Origin of the sequence: Larkinella punicea, from assembly GCF_003334855.1 — a bacterium.
GTDB lineage: Bacteria > Bacteroidota > Bacteroidia > Cytophagales > Spirosomataceae > Larkinella > Larkinella punicea.
The window spans coordinates 1-18,279 of sequence record NZ_QOWE01000002.1 but is presented as its reverse complement, the minus strand read 5'-3'; the positions used below and the strand labels follow the sequence as shown (position 1 = coordinate 18,279).

The following is an 18,279-nucleotide window of genomic DNA, read 5'->3' as shown; positions in this document are numbered from 1 at the left end:
GAATGAAAAGGGAAATGACGGATAAAGGAGAATCGATGACGCCATCGGGAGAAATCGGCGTGATTGGATTAACGGGAATACGGGAGTCGACCCTGATCCGGTACAAGCCGGATTTTTTTGGCGAAGAAAAAGAGGTTCAGATCGAAGAATGGGATCACTGCCAGAAGGAAGGATCAGAGGGCTCCAGCTATGAATTTATTTCGGGCGGTATTCACATCTGGTACGGAAATTTGAAACTCAAAAAGAATATAAAAGCACTGTTTGCTAATTCTGGGCCTTACATCCACATGCTTTTTTCAATCCGGTCTGACCGTTTTTACACTTTTGATACCGTTGGGAAAACCGCTTATAAGTTTTCAACGATGGAGCATAATATTCTGACGCTGCCGGGCGGGGAGGTGTCTGTTGATCTGGCGTGTTCGGATCAGATCGAGTCGCTTTCCATTAATTTATCCCCTGAATTATTTCTGAATTATTTTCCTATTACGAATCCCCTGTTTTCAAGATTCGGAACCAGTATACAAAAGCAGATTCCAGCCCGGCTGAGCCGGAAAAACCTGCCCATCATCCCTAAAATCAACACCTTACTACATGAGATTGTGCATTGCCCGTTGAATGGGTACAGCAAGCGGTTATACATTGAAGCAAAAATTATGGAGTTGCTGGCGATTCAATTCGATCAGTTTGAGCAACTGAGTACGGGGCCGGTTTCTGCCCCGTTAAAGAGTGGAGAGGTAGAAAAAATGCACCAGATCCACCAGATTATTTCAGAAAATCCCGCAAAAAACTTTTCGTTAAAAGAGTTATCCCGGCACGTGGGAACGAACGAATACAATCTGAAAAAACACTTCAAACAGGTTTTTGGTAGTACGGTTTTTGGGTATATTCAGAAGTTTCGGATGGAGAAAGCAAAAGAAATGCTGGCGGATGGTACACTAAAAATAGCCGAAATTAGCCGACAATTAGGCTACAAACACGCCACGCATTTTACGGCCGCGTTTAAAAAATACTTTGGATATCTGCCCCATAAAGTGAAGGCTTTCTTCCTGATTGACTTTTTTGAATACGATCTTACCCTGCTGTTCGAATGCCTCTAGCAAGACCGGCCATCAGACGGATGGGGCCGTTTCGGTAAACTGAAACCGGGTTTGGGGCAGGCTTTCGGGGTACTCATCCCGCAGAAAGGCAATGATATTTTCCCGCAGAAAACACCGCAGATCGAAACTTTCCGGGGCATTGCGCGAGGAGGTCAGGATGCGGATGACGACGCAGGTCGGTTGGGTGTCGGTCACCTGAACCACACAAACTTCCCGGTCCCACAGCGGGTTGTTTTCAACCAGTTCTTTCGCCTTCTCCCGAATGCGATCAACGGGGACATTATAATCCAGATACAGTAGGACCGTTCCCAATACCGACGCGTTTGACCGCGTCCAGTTCTGGAACGGTTTTTCGATGAAATAGGTAATGGGCAGAATGAGCCGACGGCGGTCCCAAACCCGCACCACCACGTTGGTCAGGTTGATTTCTTCAATCCGGCCCCACTCGTTTTCCACCACCACGGCGTCTTCCACCCGAATCTGCTGCGTAAAGGCAATCTGAATACCGGCCAGCAGGTTGGCGATGGTGCGCTGGGCGGCAAAACCGATGACCACCGACGCAATCCCGGCGGAGGTCAGGAAGCTCAATCCAATTTTGCGCCCGCCATTGAACGACAGCAGCAACACGGAAAAACCAACGGCAATGACCAGGATGGAGACGAGTTGCCGGACAAAGACAATCTGGGTTACGAACTTCCGCAGGTGCAGATTGACGTCGCTGGCCGTGTCATACCGGCGGATGATGAGTCGTTCCAACACTTTCAGAAGTTGAACCACCAGCCAGGTGGTGGTGATGACAAAGGCAACTTCGGCGGCTTTGGAGGCATACGGAAACCGCTGAAACGAACGCTCCTGAATGTTGGTGATAATCAGAAAAAACAGGGAGGGTACGAAAAAATAAAAGGCATTGCGGACGTATTGACGCAGAAAACCCAATGCTTCAACATGGCGACGGCGGAGAATCATCCGGATCGTTTGCGCCACAATCATATTGACCAGCAATCCGGCCCCAACGGCCACGGCCAACAAAAGCCAGCCGGAAATTTTCCGGTTGTGCCGCAGCCAGCGATCGATCTCCGTGCCGATCTGGCTGAAATTATCCCAAAAATCCGTCCAGTTCATGGTATACTAATCGAGGAGTTACCTATAAAAGAAGCCAGAGATAGAAATTGTTGCCCGGTTTTGGGAAAGATTTTTCAGCAGCGTGCACTTACAACGCCCGCATCCAGTACACCATCGGTTTGGGCGTCGATGTTACTTCGCCAAGATCAGGCCATTCGAGGCTGCTCCGCAAAGACGGTTCTTTCTGATATCCTCTTTTGAGCCAGAACGCGTCGTTGGGCCGGTAATCGAGCGGTTTGGCGGGGTGGTTTTCTTCGCGTTCAACCGAGCAGAAGCAGGTGAGTTTGAACGTGCCGGAACGGCGGGCGTGGGCTTCCCGTTCATCGAAAAACCGGTGGCCTAAACCCTGCCCCCGATAGGCCGGAAGTAAAATGCTTTCACCGAAATAAAAGATCGTATCCAGGTCAAAACCAGCCTGTTCGAATGGCATCCGGATGTCGGCGGTTTCGTCCCGCAACGGAATGCAGGTGGTGGCTCCGACCATCTTTGGCCCGTCATACACGGCAAACAGAAATGACCATTCCGACCGTGCGTAGGTTTTCAGGTATTCTTTTTCGTAGTCGATTGTGCCTTCGTAGAGATACGGATAGTCACGAAAAACTGCAATCCGGAGAGCCGCCAGATCATCAAAAACCGATTCAATTTCCGGGCCTTTTTTCGTCAGAAAAGAAAGCGATTGCATGGGGTGCGGTTTTAGTTTGAAACCGCTTGAATCCACTGAGGCAGGTTGTAATAGGTCGTTACGCGGGTTATTTTTTCGTCAGACACTTCCAGAAAAGCCGCTGCCGGAACAACGTAGGTTTGGTTATTCGCTGGTGGCAAACCGTCTTCGGCCTTTTTATAAACGCCATTTACGACAAATTCAACGGCGACCCGTTTATCCGATGGTTCACTCAGGAAAACCAACTCCGTCAATTTTTCATCGTACGATTCGTCCATGTGATGAACAAAGTCGGTGAATTTTTCCAGGCCAATGCGCGCTTCGCCCTGATTGGGTTCGTGCCGGATGTCGGGGTGTACCAACGCCAGCATGCCGTTCCAGTCTTTTTGATTGAAGCAATCGTAATAGGTTTTGACAACGTCGAGAGCGGTCATTGATTCGAATGGGTTTGTTTGGCGCAAAGATAGGAAGGATTACGCCAAAACCGGCTTCACTACTTTTCCGTGCACATCAGTCAGCCGATACCGCCGTCCCTGGTGTTTGAAAATCAGCTTCTCGTGATCGACGCCCATGAGGTGCAGAATCGTGGCCTGAAAATCGTGGACGTGGACGGGATCTTTGACAATGTTGTACCCAAACTCGTCGGTTTCGCCGTACACCATGCCTTTTTGAACCCCCGCACCGGCCATCCAGACCGTGAAGCAACGCGGGTGGTGATCGCGACCGTAATTCTCTTTCGACAGCTTGCCCTGCGAATAATTGGTGCGGCCAAACTCTCCGCCCCAGATCACGAGCGTGTCGTCGAGCAGTCCGCGTTGTTTCAAATCCATGATCAAAGCCGCCGACGGCTGATCGACGCTTTTCGTCTGAATCTTGATGTCGTTCGGCAAATTCCCGTGCTGATCCCAGCCCTGGTGATACAACTGCACGAACTTGACGTCCTTTTCAATCAGCTTCCGGGCCAAGAGGCAATTGGCGGCAAACGTTCCCGGTTTGCGCGAATCGGGGCCGTACAGGTCAAAAATGTAATCCGGTTCTTTCGAAATGTCGAGGGTCTCGGGCACCGACGTCTGCATTCGGTACGCCATTTCATATTGCGCCATCCGGTTGTTGATTTCCGGGTCCAGCACCTGTTTGTATTGTTCCTGATGCAGTTTTCCTAAATAATCCAGCATCCGCCGACGACTGGTTTTGTCGATGCCCGGCGGGTTGTTGAGGTAATAGACCGGGTCGGGGCCGGAGCGGAAAACCACGCCCTGATGCACGGAAGGCAGAAAACCGTTGCTCCACAACTTGGCATACAACGGCTGATCACCATCGCGCCCTTTCGAGAGCAGCACGACAAAGGCCGGCAAATTCTGGTTGTCGGAACCCAACCCATAGCTGGCCCAGGAACCAAACGATGGCCGTCCCGCCTGCTGCGAACCGGTCTGGAAAAATGTCACCGCCGGATCATGGTTGATGGCTTCGGTGTTCATCGAACGAATGAAGCACAAATCATCCGTAATGCGCGACGTGTAGGGCAGCAACTCGCTGACCCACATCTGACTACGACCGTGTTTGGCAAACTTGAACTTGGAAGCGGCCAGCGGAAACCGGCTTTGTCCGGAAGTCATTCCCGTCAGGCGCTGGCCTTTCCGGATGGATTCGGGCAAATCCTGGCCCCACATCGTTTCCAGTTTGGGCTTGTAATCGAACAAATCCAACTGCGAGGGTGCCCCGCTCTGAAACAAATAGATGACCCGCTTCACCTTCGGTGAAAAGTGCGGTTTGCCCAGTGCGCGGTTTTCTTCGCTCCCGGCCAGCCCTTTCGTCGGATTGAGCAAGGATGCGAGGGCAATGGCTCCCAAACCGGCGCTGGTTTTGCCCAGAAAGGTCCGGCGGCTCAACTGATCGTGCAGTTCGTCTTCCAGGTTGTTCATGATCTTGGTTGAAACCCTGTCAGCGGTCAGAGACCCTGACAGCGGTTTAGTAAGGTCAGTATAATGAAACAACGATAACCGCTGTCAGGGTCTATCGACCGCTGACAGGGTTATCGATTATCGTTTGATAATCGCTTCGTCAACATTCATAATCGTGCTGGTCACCACCGTCCAGGCTGCCAGCTCAGCAGTCGACAGGGTTTTATCGACCGGATATTCCCCTACGCTTACTAATTCCATCGCCCGTTTGGGGTTTTTCCTGAAATCGGCGAGTTCTTCGGTATACAACTGCTTCATCAGGGCCACTTCGGCGGGCCGAACCGGGCGGCTGGTCACGGCTTTAAATACGTAACTGATCAACGGCTCATCCCGCAATCCTTTCTCCAACGCCTTTTGCCCCAACACCCGGGCGGCTTCCACAAACTGCGGGTCGTTCAGCGTCACCAGAGCCTGCAAGGGCGTCGAGGTTTTCTGCCGTTTCACGATGCAGGTGTGCCGTTCGGCGGCATCGAAATTGAGCATCATCGGGGGCGGTGACGACCGTTTCCAGATCGTATACAGACTTCGGCGGTAGAGGCTGTCGCCATGACTTTGTTCATACTTGATGGCATTTCGGGTGGCCAGGGCTTCCCAGATACCGGAGGGTTGATACGGAAGTACGCTGGTGCCGCCAATTTTGCGGGATAATAAACCGCTGGCAGCCAGAGCATTGTCGCGAACCTGTTCCGCCGACATCCGGTAGCTCGGGCCACGCGAAAGCAGTGAATTGTCCAGATCGGCTTCCAATTTTTTGGCATCTGCCACGGACGACTGGCGATACGTAGCCGACATCACAATCATTTTCTGCAAGGCTTTGGCGTTCCAGATGCCTGCCCGCCCGGTGCCATCCCGGAAGCGAACGGCCAGAAAATCCAGCAGTTCGAGGTGGGAGGGAAGGTTGCCCTGATTCCCGAAATCATCACTGCTTTTGACCAGTCCCTGCCCAAAATACTGCTGCCAGAACCGGTTGACCATCACGCGGCTGAACAGCGAATGGTCCGGATGCAATAACCACATCGCCAACCCCAGGCGGTTTTTCGGATAGTTGGCCGGGAAAGGCATGAACTGCTCGGGTGTTGCGGGCGTCACTTCTTCGCCGGGCGCGTCGTAGGCTCCCCGTTTGAGCAGAAAAGTTTTGCGGGGGAATTTCCGCTCTTTCATCACCATCACCTGGTCGGAATTGTTGTACAGCATCACTTCTTCCGCCCGGTTTTTCTGATATTCCGCAAACGCTTTTCGGTAGGTCGAGTCGTGGGCGGTAACGTAATACGTGTACAAACCGGCGCGTTGAGCCGCCGTCCGTTTGGCCGCTGGCGTAAACAAGGCCGTTGTCAGGGCGTCCGGCTGACCCGCCAGTTTCGGAATTTCCAGCGGAGTCAGGGTGCGGTTATAAATCCTTAATTCGTCAATCGCGTAATCTTTGATGTAATGATCGTGGATGCGGCCAATCAGGAAAGGCGACCCGGACCAGTTTTTGCCATTTTTTCCGCGGTCGATGCTGTGAACCAGGTGGTCGGTAATGATTTGAAGTTGAGTTGGTTGCCCGTTCAGGTACAACTTAATTCCACCTGCCCGGCCCGAGCCGTCGTAGGTCATGGTCAGGTGAAACCACTGTTTGTAGCGGATTTTGGCGACGGTTTCCACATCGAGGCTGTTGTCGGGCCAGACGTGGTTGATCGTGAGCTTAAACCGGCCATCTTCCAGCAGACCAATTTCGTAGCCCCGGTTTCCGTCAAACGGCCCGTTCGACTTGCCCATCAACATCCCTTCCAGACCCGGCTTGGCCACGTTGAACCACGCACTCACCGAAAACGGCTCGTTTTGCTCAAAAAAGCCTACTTTTCGGGGCAATTCAATATTGCTGTCGCCCTTCAGATACCGCGCCATTCCAACTTTCCCTTTGATTTGGTACGGGAAACTTTCCGGGTCGCCGGCCAAACGCGCGGGTAGCGTGTCGTTCACCTGATTCCAGAAAGCATTGCGGGGATCTTTTTCCAGTTCTTCGTGGGTTTTCGGAACGGCGGGTTTCTTCACTTCCGGCAATCCCAGTTTCTTACGCCGTTCTTCCTCTTTCTTTTTCAGCTCGTCTTCTTTTTTCCGTTCGGCGTCTTTCAATTTCTTTTCCTCCGAACTTTCGTAGGCTTTAAAATCCCGCCGATCGGCCTCGTCGAAAGTGTAATGCGCCACCAGACCGACGTTGACCGACGAAGCGGGATTCCGTTCCGCCTGCGTCAGCCACTGACCAAAAGCCTGCTGGTATTCGGGGCGATTGGGATTCAAGCGTTGTTGTAACGGTTTGATTTTCTGGTGAATGAACTTCAATTTGGCGTCGACCTCCGACGAGGTGAGCGTGATCGTCGGGGCGGGTTCGCCGTTGTACGGAATCTGGCCGCGCTCGTTGTTGTTGTTGAAAAACGCAAACAGCGAATAATAATCTTTCTGGCTGATCGGGTCGTATTTGTGGTCGTGGCAACGGGCGCACTCGACGGTCATGCCCAGCATCGCTTTCCCAAACGTATTGACGCGGTCGGCGACGTATTCCACCCGGTATTCCTCATCCACAATCCCGCCTTCCTGGCTCTGCTGGTGGTTGCGGTTGAACGCCGTGGCCAGGAGCATGTTTTCAGTCGGCGGTCCGCCGTCGCGGTTGGGCAGCATATCGCCCGCCAGTTGCCAGGTGATGAACTTATCGAACCGCAGGTTTTTGTTGTATGCCCGAATCACCCAGTCGCGGTAGGGCCACATCGTCCGCAAACCGTCGTCCTGGTAGCCGTGCGTATCGGCATACCGGGCCGCATCCAGCCACTCAACGGCCTGACGTTCACCATAATGCGGACTGCTGAACAAGCGGTTAACCACCTTTTCGTAGGCATCCGGTGACTGGTCGGCCAGAAACGCATCCACTTCGGCCACCGTCGGCGGCAAACCGGTCAGATCCAGCGAAACCCGGCGCAGCAAGGTCGCTTTATCTGCTTCGGCATTCGGCGATAAGCCTTTCTCTTCAAGTTTTTTAAGGACAAAATAATCAATCTCATTTTTGGCCCACTTCTCATTTTTAACCTTCGGAACCTCCGCCAGTTGGGGCGCAATCAGCGACCAGTGTGGTTTGTATTCGGCCCCCTGCTCGATCCAGCGAACCAGCAAGGCTTTTTCTTCCGTCGTCAGAATGAGATTGGATTCCGGCGTTGGCATCCGGTATTCGGGGTCGTCAGAAATGATGCGGTGGTAGGCTTCACTTTTGGCCAGATTACCGGGAACAATGGCTTTTTTACCGCTTTCGGCTAAGGCTTCATAGGCACTTTCGGCAATGTCCAACCGCAAACCGGCTTTTTGCTTGGCCTTATCCGGGCCGTGGCAGGCAAAGCAGCGATCGGATAAAATGGGTTTGATATGGAGGTTGTAATCGACTTTTTCGGGCAATTTACTTTCAATCGCCAGCAGTTCAGCCGGTTTTTCGACGCTCGTTTCACACGAGCTTCCAACGGCCATCGAAAACAGGCCGATTGCCGTGCTGAGCAGGAAGGATTGAACTCGTATGTCGGGTAAATGACGCATACGAACAAAGGGGTTTAAGGGAAAAACACAATGAATTTACGAAAATCAAGCGGGTTTGTAAAGAAATAAACCAATTCGGCTTCAAAAAAGTGCTATATCCTTGCCAAAACCGGTGTCTCGTCCGAAAGGAATCCTCACTTCGCTTTTGCTTTTTCGGCTTTGGCCGAATCCGCTTTGGCAAAGGCCGCAATGGAATTCTCGCCCAGTCCCATGTTGATTTCCAGTCCCGGCAACGCTTTTTTCAATTCTGCCACACCCGCATCCGTCACTTTGGTTTGCCAGAGGTAAACGGTTTTGAGGTTTTTGATACCAGCCAGTTCGGCCAGCCCGGCGTCGGTCACGGCGGTCCCGTACAGATTCAGGTATTCGAGATACGGCAGGTTTTTCAGGTTTTTCAAACCGGCGTCGGTTACTTTCGTTTGTTCCAGGTGCAGTTTTTGCAGGTTCTTTAACTGAGCCACCTGCGCCAGTGTCGCGTCCGAAACTTCCGTATCCCCCAATTTCAGCCAGACAATCTGCTGGCTCAGTTTCGGCAGCGAAACCGCCTGCGCATCGCTGAAGGCCCGGGCGTTGACCGCGCTGACTTCCAGTTGATTCTGTTCTTTCGACAGCGGCAAAACCAGCAAACCGGCTTTTTTCAACTCTTCAATTGCTTTGGGATCAGCAGCCGGCAGTTTCATCGTCAACACCGGCGACTCCGGTGCCGGACCGGTTGCAACCTGCTCACCGCCCACGTTTCCGCCACCCGTTCCGAGTGCGGCCAGGGCCGGTTTGATGGTGTCGGTCACTTTCAGTTCGGCCACCTTTTTGTCGAACGGTGCGCCCTCGTTGATCCACCAGGTGAGCAGCGCAATTTGATTTTCAGTAAGTTGGGTTTTGCCTTTGGGCGGCATGTGGTGGTCGTCCTCTTCCGGCAACAGACACACTTTAACCAGTTTGCTTTGGTCGGCTTTACCAGCGACTAGAATCGCACCATCTTCGCTGCCCTTCTTGATCATTTCGGGCGAATCCAGCCGCAGATCGGCCTTCGATTTTTCCGGATTGTGGCACTGAATGCAGCGGCTTTTCAGAATCGGATGAACAATTTGCTGATACACCATTGCCTGATTGACGTCTTCGATGGGTTTCGCGGCTTCTTCCGCTTCCTCGCGGGGCGGAATCCCCGCCAGCGACCGGAAGGGTTCGGGAGTATGTTGGGTCAGGAAGTCGGAACCGTGGGTGAGCGACCCGCCTTCGTGGCCAGCCGCCAGCAACAGCAAAACCGCTACGCCCAACGCGGGGTAATACAGCAGGGGGCCAAAGCGGATTTTCGGCCCAATCCGTTCGTGCTTGATGGCCCAGGCCACCCAGGCAAAAACCGCTACGCCGATGCCTTCCCACATGTGGTTGTTCAGCGTTTCCTCTTCGTAGCCACCGCCCAGCGAAAGCAGATAACCGAAGATACAAGCCATCGTGGCACTGACGGCCGACCAGAACAAAATCAACGTAATCGTATGGGAACTAACGGTTTGGCGACGCGTCAGCCGGTCCAGTTCGAGCAGGCCCGCAATCAGCAGAAAACCAATCGGCAAGTGGACGATGAGCGGGTGGAAATGCCCAAAGAACAAAGCCCACTCGGAGGGTTGCGGTGCGGTAGCCTGTAAAAGAATAAAAGGAGTCATTGAATCAATCGGATGTTCAATTTTGGGAGGAACGTCGGCCTGAGCAGAGCCTGACGAGTATGCGTATGATTCCAAGCCGGGCCAAAGTTGTTTCCGGCCCGGCAAACGGTATGGTTGAGTTCAGGAAGCAGGCCGTCATTACAGGCGTTTGTGCTTGCAATGACGGCCGATTTTATCAGCTAACGCGCTGTAGTTTCACCGGATAGGTTTTTTGGGAAGCCCATTGCGGCACATACACATTTTCGTCGCCATCGACCAGAACGTCGTGCGGGTGCATGAAGCCGGTGAAGCTCGTGTCTTTCCGCTGTTCTTCCAGTTTGCCGTCTTTGTAAACCGGTGCCGAACCGCCCGGCGTGGAAACCACCTTGTCGTTTTTATCCAGAATCTGGATGTAGCCCGAGTTCGGGTAGGCATCGGACGTACTGCGGAACACCGCACCGTAAATCATGTCGCCGTGCAAAACCGGCCGACAGATGTACGAACCGGGTAAGGCGATGGTCGAGAGGTATTTGCCATCGAGCGTAAACCGCTTCAGGCAGTTGTGACGGCGGTCGGTAATGAGCAGGGTCGGATTGGCTTTGTTGCGGGTGTCGACCAGAATGCCGTGGCAGCAATCGAACTGACCGTTTTCGGAGCCTTTGCCGCCCCAGTGCCGGATGTATTTGCCCTTGGCGTCATACTGCGTGATGTAGTTCAGGCCGTAGCCGTCGGCGATGTAAATATCGCCGTTGGCGGGGTTGATGGCGGTTTCGGTCGGCGTAAACTGCGTCGGGTAATCGTATTTGCCGGTTTCTTTCGGGTAATCGATTTTCAGCAGTTCTTTGCCTTTCAGGTCGGTTTTGATGACCTGATGCCGGTTGTTGTCGCAAATAAACAGGAATTGTTCCCCGCCTTCATTGGCCAGCGTCAGGCCGTGGGCACCGGGGTAGGTAGTGCCCCAGGTTTCGAGCAGTTTGCCCGATTTATCGTAAATGATGACGTTATTCTTCGTCTCGTTGGTCAGCAGAATCAGGCGGCCTTTGGCATCTTCCACCATTTCGTGGCAGTCGTTGACCGGATTTTTGCCCGCATCCAGAACGCCCCAGTTTGGCACGACCCGGTAGCGGTGCGAGCCATGTCCGACGGTTTTTTCATCGGCTTTGGGCTGGGCACCAAAATTAATATGGGGAATCGTTAATCCGACGGCGGTTGCGGCTGTGGCCTTCGTAAGAAACGTGCGTCGGTTTACAGGTTGTGAATTCATAAGAGCAATTACAAAAGGTTTAGGAAATTGGGTGTTTAAGCTACGACAATTCGAGAAATCGTTCCGGATTGATGCCCCGGTCTTCCAGCTCGAACGAATTGTTTATAATAAGTTGGTGAATATACTGCCAAAACGGGCGATTTGTCAACCAAAAATTCAAATCGACGTTCAGAACACTCTGAAAAAGGTCGCCGGGGTAATATTCTCCTTCGGCAAACGGGTTTTTGGTGAGCCTTTCAAGCGCCAGCGGAATCAGGTACGGCAATGAAATTCCTTCGGCAATCAGCAACCGGATGTCTTCCGTGCTAAACTGGTTCAGGGGCGTCTGCCGCAGGGCGTAGATCTTCTGACTCCGGTTGTCGCCAAAATCCGGCTCTTCTCCACTTGTTTTCTCCAGATTGTCAAGGGTTTGCTGCTGCCAGTTTTCCTCCATTGATGTATGGTTCATGTCAGACAGGAGACGCTTTCAACCGCAAATTTATCGCGTCCGAAACCACTTCTGTACGTGTAAAGGTATCTTTTTTATTGGCGGAAAATCGCGGGGAATGGTGAAAAAACCACTAAAAATTTATTTTTCATCCGCCATGTGAGGTAATAAAGTGCAAACTTGTCTATGTTAAATACCACCTGGTTTAGCAACACGCTGCATGCAACAAGTACCCTTAGACGATACCGAAAATAGCGGAGATTCTTTGCCGCGCTTTTTGGGAAGCCACCAGCCGCTTCAACCCGGCAAAGTGACGGACGATGAATTGATCTTTCGCCAACTCTTCGCTCAGGATCCGAAACGCGGTTGCGAACTGCTGTTCCGGCGGTATTACACCAATCTGGTCAACCACGCGGTTCGGTTCGTCTACTCCAAAGAAGTGGCCGAGGATCTGGTGGCCGAAGTCTACACGGCTTTCTGGCAGGATCGCGTTTTTGAGCGGATTACGACGTCCTACCGGGCGTATCTCTACCAGACGGTTCGCCACCGGTCCTACAACTACCTGCGCTGGGAACTGCATCCTTCCGATTCGCTGGACACCCTGCACACCCAGGGCATATCACCGGCACTGCAACCCGACGAGGTGCTGCATTACAGCGAACTGCACCAGAAAATTGAAGACGCCATCCAGAGTCTGACCCCGCAGTGCAAGCGGGCGTTTCTGCTGAGCCGGATTGAAGGGAAAAAGTACCTGGAAATTGCGCAGGAGATGCAGATCAGCAACAGTGCCGTTGAGAAACTGATGATCAGGGCACTCAACCAGTTACGTCAGGAATTGAAAGGAGAATGGTTTATCAGTCTGCTGCTGGGGCTGGTTACCTATGCTTTCTGATGGGCCGATGACACCCTTCTTTCTCCAGTTGACTAACCGGCAAAATTTGAATCTGCTATGGAACCTTTACTGATAAAACGCATTGTATTCGATTTTTTCGATGGAAAAGCGACGGCGATCCAGCGAAAATACCTCGAAGAATGGCTGACGGACGAAGCCAACCACGAAGCCTATTACCAATACCTGGATGAATGGGAAAGCCAGCGACCCCAGTTTTCGGTAGACGCCGAAAAAGCACTGACCGCCTACCAGCGGGTGCTGGAAGACGACCAGCCGACCGTGACTCCATCGAAAGTGCTGCCGGTTTCCCGATCCGGACTGTTTCAGAAATGGCTCCCCTGGGGCATAGCGGCTTCCATTACCTTGCTGGGCCTGCTGGGTGCCTACGTTTTCCGGACCCAAATCCTGTATGAAACCCACCGGACGGCCTTCGGACAAACCAGCGAGTATAAACTGGCGGATGGAACGAAAGTGACGCTGAATGCTAATTCCAGCCTGCGCGTTCCCCGGTTTGGGTTTGGGAACAAAACGCGGGAGGTGTATCTGGAAGGCGAAGGCGAATTTAAAGTGACCCATACCGCCAACAACCAGCGGTTTATTGTCCGGACGGCGGATCGTTTTCAGGTCGAGGTGCTGGGTACTGAGTTCGTGGTGTATGCCCGGGCCAAAGGCAAGCGGGTGTTTCTCAGCAAAGGCAAGGTGAAGCTGGATCTGCCGCAGGGTCAGCAGCTTTACATGCGGCCCGGCAACGTGGTGACGGTGGCCAATTCCGGTCGGTACCGGCTCACCCAGACCAAAACCGCCCGGCCGTATGTTGCCTGGAAAGACCACTGGTTTTACTTCGACAACACCTCCCTGACCGAGGTCGCCGATCAGATTCAGGAGCAGTTTGGAATCAAAGTCGTGGTGCCCGAACCCAAACTGGCCCAACGGCGGATTGCCGGTAATTTCCGGGCCGAGCAGGCCGACGATCTGTTCCAGATTTTAGCCGAATTGCTGACGATCAACGTGGTGAAAAAACGCCATTATATTGAATTGACTACTCCTAAACACCCTTAACCATTCCTATTCCTAAATCCTACTCAATATGGTAATCTCATTTTTACAAAAAACGGCCCTGGTTTCGCTGGCGGTGCTCAGTCACCAACTGACGCAGGCGCAACCGATTGCCCTGGCCCGGCAACAAAGCCGATCGACGGAGGTGATTCAGACCGTTCCGGCGGCAGGCCAGAAAATGAAAGAAGTGTTGACGGAATTAAGCCGCCAGCATCAGGTCAGTATTCTGTTCGAGGAAACGACGGTGAACGGTATTGTTGTTCCGGCCAACGTCCGGCTCCGTTCCGGGAAGCTGGAAAAGCAGTTGGAAACCCTGCTGAAACCGTATGACCTGATGTTTAAAAAGGTGGGAAATCAGGCCTATTACATCATTAAAAATCCGGCCAAGACCAGCGCTCCGGCCACGCCGGCCCTGGAATCGGTGAATACACCGGTTTCACTAAAGGAGCCTACCGCGGCAGGAAGCCCGGTTTTCTCCCCGAATGCGCCATCGGTCAACATCGCCGACTTCACGGTGAGCGGGAAAGTGTCCAGTGAAAACGGCGAAGGGCTGCCCGGTGTTAGCGTGGTGATCAAAGGAACCCAGCGCGGAACCGTAACCAATGCGGAAGGCAATTATTCGCTTTCCGTTCCGGAAGCCGCCACTGGCGCGACACTGGTTTTCAGCTTCGTGGGGTATTTGTCTCAGGAACTGAACGTGAAGGCGTCGACGACCGTGAATGTTTCGCTAAAACCGGACGACAAGGTACTGGAAGAAATCGTGGTCATTGGCTATGGTACGGCCCGGAAAAGCGACTTGACCGGGGCCGTCGGTTCCGTTAAAGAAGCCGAATTGAAAGAACGCCCGGCGGCTTCGCTGACCCAGGCGCTGGCGGGTCGGATGCCCGGCGTGCAGGTCAATAACAACTCGGGTCGGCCCGGCGGTCGGACCACCATCCGCGTTCGCGGGTTTAGCTCCATCAACTCCTCGAACAATCCGCTTTACGTGGTCGACGGGGTGATGTTGCCGCAGGGAACCCAAAACCAGTTTAGTTCGGCCATCGACTACATCAACCCCAACGACATTGTTTCGGTGGAAGTGTTGAAAGATGCCTCTTCGACCGCCATTTATGGCGCGCGGGGTGCCAACGGCGTGGTGCTGGTGACGACCAAAAAAGGAAAATCGGGTGAAGGTCAGGTTACGTACAATGTCGATTTTAGCGTGAATGCGATTGGTCCCAACCGCCCAAGGGTTCTGAATTCCCAGCAGTATATGGCCGTGGAAGACCTGGCCTGGGCCAACATGGCCAAATACGATCCGGCGGGGTGGGCGGCTGGCAAATGGGCGTATCTGAACCCCAAACTACGCCGGATCGACCCCCGCGTCTGGAATTCCGACGGCAGTCCGAAGTATGATACCGACTGGTTCAAAGAAACCACCCAGAATAAACTATCACAAAACCACCAGTTGGGTTTCAGCGGAGGCAACGACCGCACGCAGTATTCGATTTCACTGGGCTACCGCGACGATCAGGGCTTGCTCAAAACCTCGTACATGAAGCGGTATTCGGGCCGGTTTACGATCGACGATCAGGTGAAATCGTGGCTAAAAATGGGCGGTACGCTGAGCTACAACAACCAGACGGAGAACCTGGTGGACGTGAATGACGCCGTGGCCCGCCAGATTGTGGAAGATTTCCCGTTCTTGCCCGTTCAGTACGAAGACGGTTCTTTCGCCAATAACCGGGATTTTCCGTTTGCGGAAGGAACCATGAGTTCGTACCACCGTCTGATGGGTCGCCGGTATATTCTGAACACGCAAACTACCACCGGAAGTCTATATTCGAACATCAGCCTGGCCAAAGGGCTGGAAATGCGGACGGTTTTGGGAGCCAACGTCCAGACGCAGGAAGTGAACCAGTCCAGCACCCGGACGCTGGAAATTGGCGCAAACGGGACGGCATCGGCCAACAATTTCAGAGACTCGTTCTGGTCGCTGGAAAACTACCTGACCTATAACAAGCAGATCAACGACAAACACGCCATCAATGCCCTGTTGGGGGTGTCGTGGCAGGAATCGAATTACTTCACGATTGGGGCCAGTGTCCGCAATTTTGCGACGGACTATTTTGGTTTCAACAACCTGGGCGCGGGTGCCACCAACCCGGCGGTGAGTTCGGGCGCTTCCCGGTTTTCGTTCAATTCCTATTTCGGCCGGATCAACTACAGCCTGATGGAGAAGTACTTACTGACCTTCACCGGTCGAGCCGATGGTTCTTCGAAATTCGGGAACAACCACAAATTCGCGTTCTTCCCCTCGGCGGCTCTGGCCTGGCGGGCATCGGAAGAGGAGTTCCTGAAAGGCAATTCCATCATCTCGAATTTGAAAGTGCGGACGAGCTTCGGTTTGACGGGGAATTCCGAAATACCGCCTTACTCGTCGCTGTCGCTGCTCAGTTCGAACTACGCAACCATTTACGGCGATAGCCGGGTGTCGGGTACGGGAATCAGCCGACTGGCCAACCCGGATCTGCGCTGGGAAAAAACCGCCCAGACGGATATTGGCGTCGAACTGGGCCTGCTGAAAGGCCGGATCAATCTGGAAGCGGATTACTACTACCGCAAAACAACCGACATGCTGCTGGATGCGCCGGTTCCGCGCACGAGCGGCTACGGCACGATTCGCCGGAACGTGGGTTCGATGCAGAACAAAGGCTTTGAATTTGGTCTGAACACGGTCAACATCGACGCGGGCGGTTTTCAGTGGAACTCGACCTTCAACATCTCCTTCAACCGCAACAAAGTCTTGTCGCTGGCCACGCCTTCGGACATCTTCAACGTGGGTGGGCCGAACTTTACGAATCCAACCAACGTGATCCGGGTGGGCGAACCGGTCGGGTCGTTCTGGGGGCTGACCCGCGTGGGCGTCTGGAGCGAAGCGGAACGCGAAGAAGCGGCCCGGTTTGTGAGCTACCGGAACGGTTTGACGATGCTGCCGGGTGACATCAAGTACCTGGATGTCAACGGTGACCGTGCCATCACGGATGCCGACCGGAGCATCATCGGGAATGGTAGCCCGAAAGCCTGGGGTGCTTTTTCCAACACCTTTCGCTACAAAAACTTCGATTTAACGCTGGAGTTGCAGTTTTCCTACGGCAATGATGTCATGGATCTGAACATCTCGACCAGCGAAGACCGCCAGGCCCTGGCCAACAGCTACACCTCGGTGTTGAATGCCTGGACGCCGACGAATCAAAACAGCCAAATTGCCGAAATCCGCGATACGCGGGCCGGTTATGTGTTGAACGTAGACAGTTACTGGATCAAGGACGGTTCGTTCCTGCGGGGCCGAAACCTGCTGTTTGGGTACACGTTTCCGGGTGTTGTAACCAACAAACTCAAACTGAACCGCTTGCGGGCCTATGCCACGGTGCAGAATTTCTTCCTGCTGGTGAAAGACAAAATCATCGGCGACCCGGAAGTAACCCCGACCAATCAGGGTGATAGCAACAGTGCGTTCTCGCAAGGAATGATCTGGCACAATTACCCCAAACCGACGACGTTCATGTTTGGGTTGCAGATTGGGCTGTAATTTAGGGACGATTAAGCGATAGTTCAGTACATTCTAACGTATTCAAAATTCGATTTTCAAAAAATGAAACATATCCTTCATAAAGTGAGCAAGGTGGCCCTGCTGGGTGCCATCCTGCTGGGTCCGGTGGGTTGTTCCGATTTCCTCGATGAGCAGGCACCCTCCAACCTAACCCCCGACAATTTTTATACCATTCCTGACCACGCCGAAGCCGCCCTGGCTTCGGTCTACGCCGACCTGCGTTTCATGGGCGACGGGGCCGGGATCTTCTCTTCCAACTGGCAGTTGCTCGAGGCCCTCACCGGCACCTCGACCACCGAAACCGCCCAGAACTCGGATTTGAACAACCTCTACGGGCTGGTTCACGACGGCAACACCGCCCATGTGGTCAACTACTGGAACGGACTCTACAAGGTCATCGCCCAGGCCAACCAGGTGCTCGACCGCGTGCCGGCCATTACGCCCATGCCGGATGCCCAGAAGACCAAGATTCTGGGGGAAGCCCGGTTTCTGCGCGCTTCTGCGTACTTTACGGCGGTTCGTCTGTGGGGTGACATTCCTTTGATTACCAAACCGCAAACGGCCACTTCGGAAGATTTCCAGCCCGCCCGTGCTTCCCAGGAAGAAGTTTATAAACTGATCGTGGAAGACCTGGTGGCGGCCGAAGCGGCCGGACTGGCGTGGATGGATGTCAGTGGCCGGGCTAACCTGGCGGCTGTCAAAACCCAACTGGCGAGAGTCTACCTGACGATGGCGGGTTTCCCGCTCAGCAAAGGTGCGACGCACTACAAGCTGGCGGCCGACAAAGCCCTGGAAGTGATCACCTACTCGAATGCCAACCCGACGGTGATCAACCTGTTCACGACGTATGAAGATGTACACCGGGAAAGCACCGAAAACCGCCTGGAGCACCTGTTCATGCTGCAATACAACACGCTGGTGGCGGGTAACCCGATGGATAACATGTACCCTAACTTCAAACCGGTGACCTTCAACGGTCCGTCGGGAACGGGTAGCACGGTGCCAGTTCCTT

General features: G+C 53.5%; 13 protein-coding genes. 5 read left to right on the top strand and 8 right to left on the bottom strand.

Annotation, left to right across the window (positions count from 1 at the left end; genetic code table 11):
• Positions 1-14 precede the first annotated feature (14 nt).
• A complete protein-coding gene (locus DUE52_RS01950) occupies positions 15-1,097 on the top strand; it encodes a helix-turn-helix transcriptional regulator (RefSeq protein ID WP_165840841.1) in 1,083 nt (360 codons plus the stop codon).
• A 12-nt stretch (positions 1,098-1,109) separates the two neighbouring features.
• Here the strand turns inward: DUE52_RS01950 and DUE52_RS01945 are convergent, their stop codons facing one another.
• The 8 genes from DUE52_RS01945 to DUE52_RS01910 form a co-directional block, all read right to left on the bottom strand.
• The gene (locus DUE52_RS01945) at positions 1,110-2,219 is read right to left on the bottom strand and encodes a mechanosensitive ion channel family protein (RefSeq protein WP_114404270.1); all 1,110 of its coding nucleotides are present in this window, start codon (positions 2,217-2,219) and stop codon (positions 1,110-1,112) included.
• An 88-nt stretch (positions 2,220-2,307) separates the two neighbouring features.
• Positions 2,308-2,901 carry a GNAT family N-acetyltransferase gene (locus tag DUE52_RS01940; protein ID WP_114404269.1) on the bottom strand — a complete coding sequence of 198 codons (594 nt, stop codon included), beginning with the start codon at positions 2,899-2,901 and terminating at the stop codon, positions 2,308-2,310.
• A gap of 11 nt (positions 2,902-2,912) precedes the next feature.
• Complete coding sequence (locus tag DUE52_RS01935; protein ID WP_114404268.1) at positions 2,913-3,314, bottom strand: nuclear transport factor 2 family protein; 402 nt, start codon at positions 3,312-3,314, stop codon at positions 2,913-2,915.
• A 39-nt stretch (positions 3,315-3,353) separates the two neighbouring features.
• The gene (locus DUE52_RS01930; protein WP_114404267.1) at positions 3,354-4,802 is read right to left on the bottom strand and encodes a DUF1501 domain-containing protein; all 1,449 of its coding nucleotides are present in this window, start codon (positions 4,800-4,802) and stop codon (positions 3,354-3,356) included.
• A gap of 117 nt (positions 4,803-4,919) precedes the next feature.
• Positions 4,920-8,396, bottom strand: a complete 3,477-nt coding sequence (locus DUE52_RS01925; protein ID WP_114404266.1) for a DUF1553 domain-containing protein — start codon at positions 8,394-8,396, stop codon at positions 4,920-4,922.
• Between the two features lie 134 nt (positions 8,397-8,530).
• A complete protein-coding gene (locus DUE52_RS01920) occupies positions 8,531-10,057 on the bottom strand; it encodes a c-type cytochrome domain-containing protein (protein WP_114404265.1) in 1,527 nt (508 codons plus the stop codon).
• A 175-nt stretch (positions 10,058-10,232) separates the two neighbouring features.
• Positions 10,233-11,300, bottom strand: coding sequence for an NHL repeat-containing protein (locus tag DUE52_RS01915; RefSeq protein ID WP_114404264.1), 1,068 nt, complete (start codon positions 11,298-11,300; stop codon positions 10,233-10,235).
• 40 nt (positions 11,301-11,340) lie between these two features.
• On the bottom strand, positions 11,341-11,748 hold the full coding sequence (locus DUE52_RS01910; RefSeq protein WP_133299741.1) for a contact-dependent growth inhibition system immunity protein: 408 nt from the start codon (positions 11,746-11,748) through the stop codon (positions 11,341-11,343).
• 199 nt (positions 11,749-11,947) lie between these two features.
• On the opposite strand from DUE52_RS01910, the gene DUE52_RS01905 reads away from it, so the two are divergent.
• From DUE52_RS01905 to DUE52_RS01890, 4 genes are all read left to right on the top strand, one after another.
• Entirely contained in the window at positions 11,948-12,619 is a 672-nt protein-coding gene (locus tag DUE52_RS01905) for a sigma-70 family RNA polymerase sigma factor (protein ID WP_114404262.1), read from the top strand.
• 57 nt (positions 12,620-12,676) lie between these two features.
• Entirely contained in the window at positions 12,677-13,678 is a 1,002-nt protein-coding gene (locus DUE52_RS01900; RefSeq protein WP_114404261.1) for a FecR family protein, read from the top strand.
• A 28-nt stretch (positions 13,679-13,706) separates the two neighbouring features.
• Positions 13,707-17,246, top strand: a complete 3,540-nt coding sequence (locus DUE52_RS01895; protein ID WP_229312035.1) for a SusC/RagA family TonB-linked outer membrane protein — start codon at positions 13,707-13,709, stop codon at positions 17,244-17,246.
• A 63-nt stretch (positions 17,247-17,309) separates the two neighbouring features.
• A partial coding sequence (locus DUE52_RS01890) for a RagB/SusD family nutrient uptake outer membrane protein (protein ID WP_170315679.1) occupies positions 17,310-18,279 on the top strand: 970 nt, incomplete at its 3' end.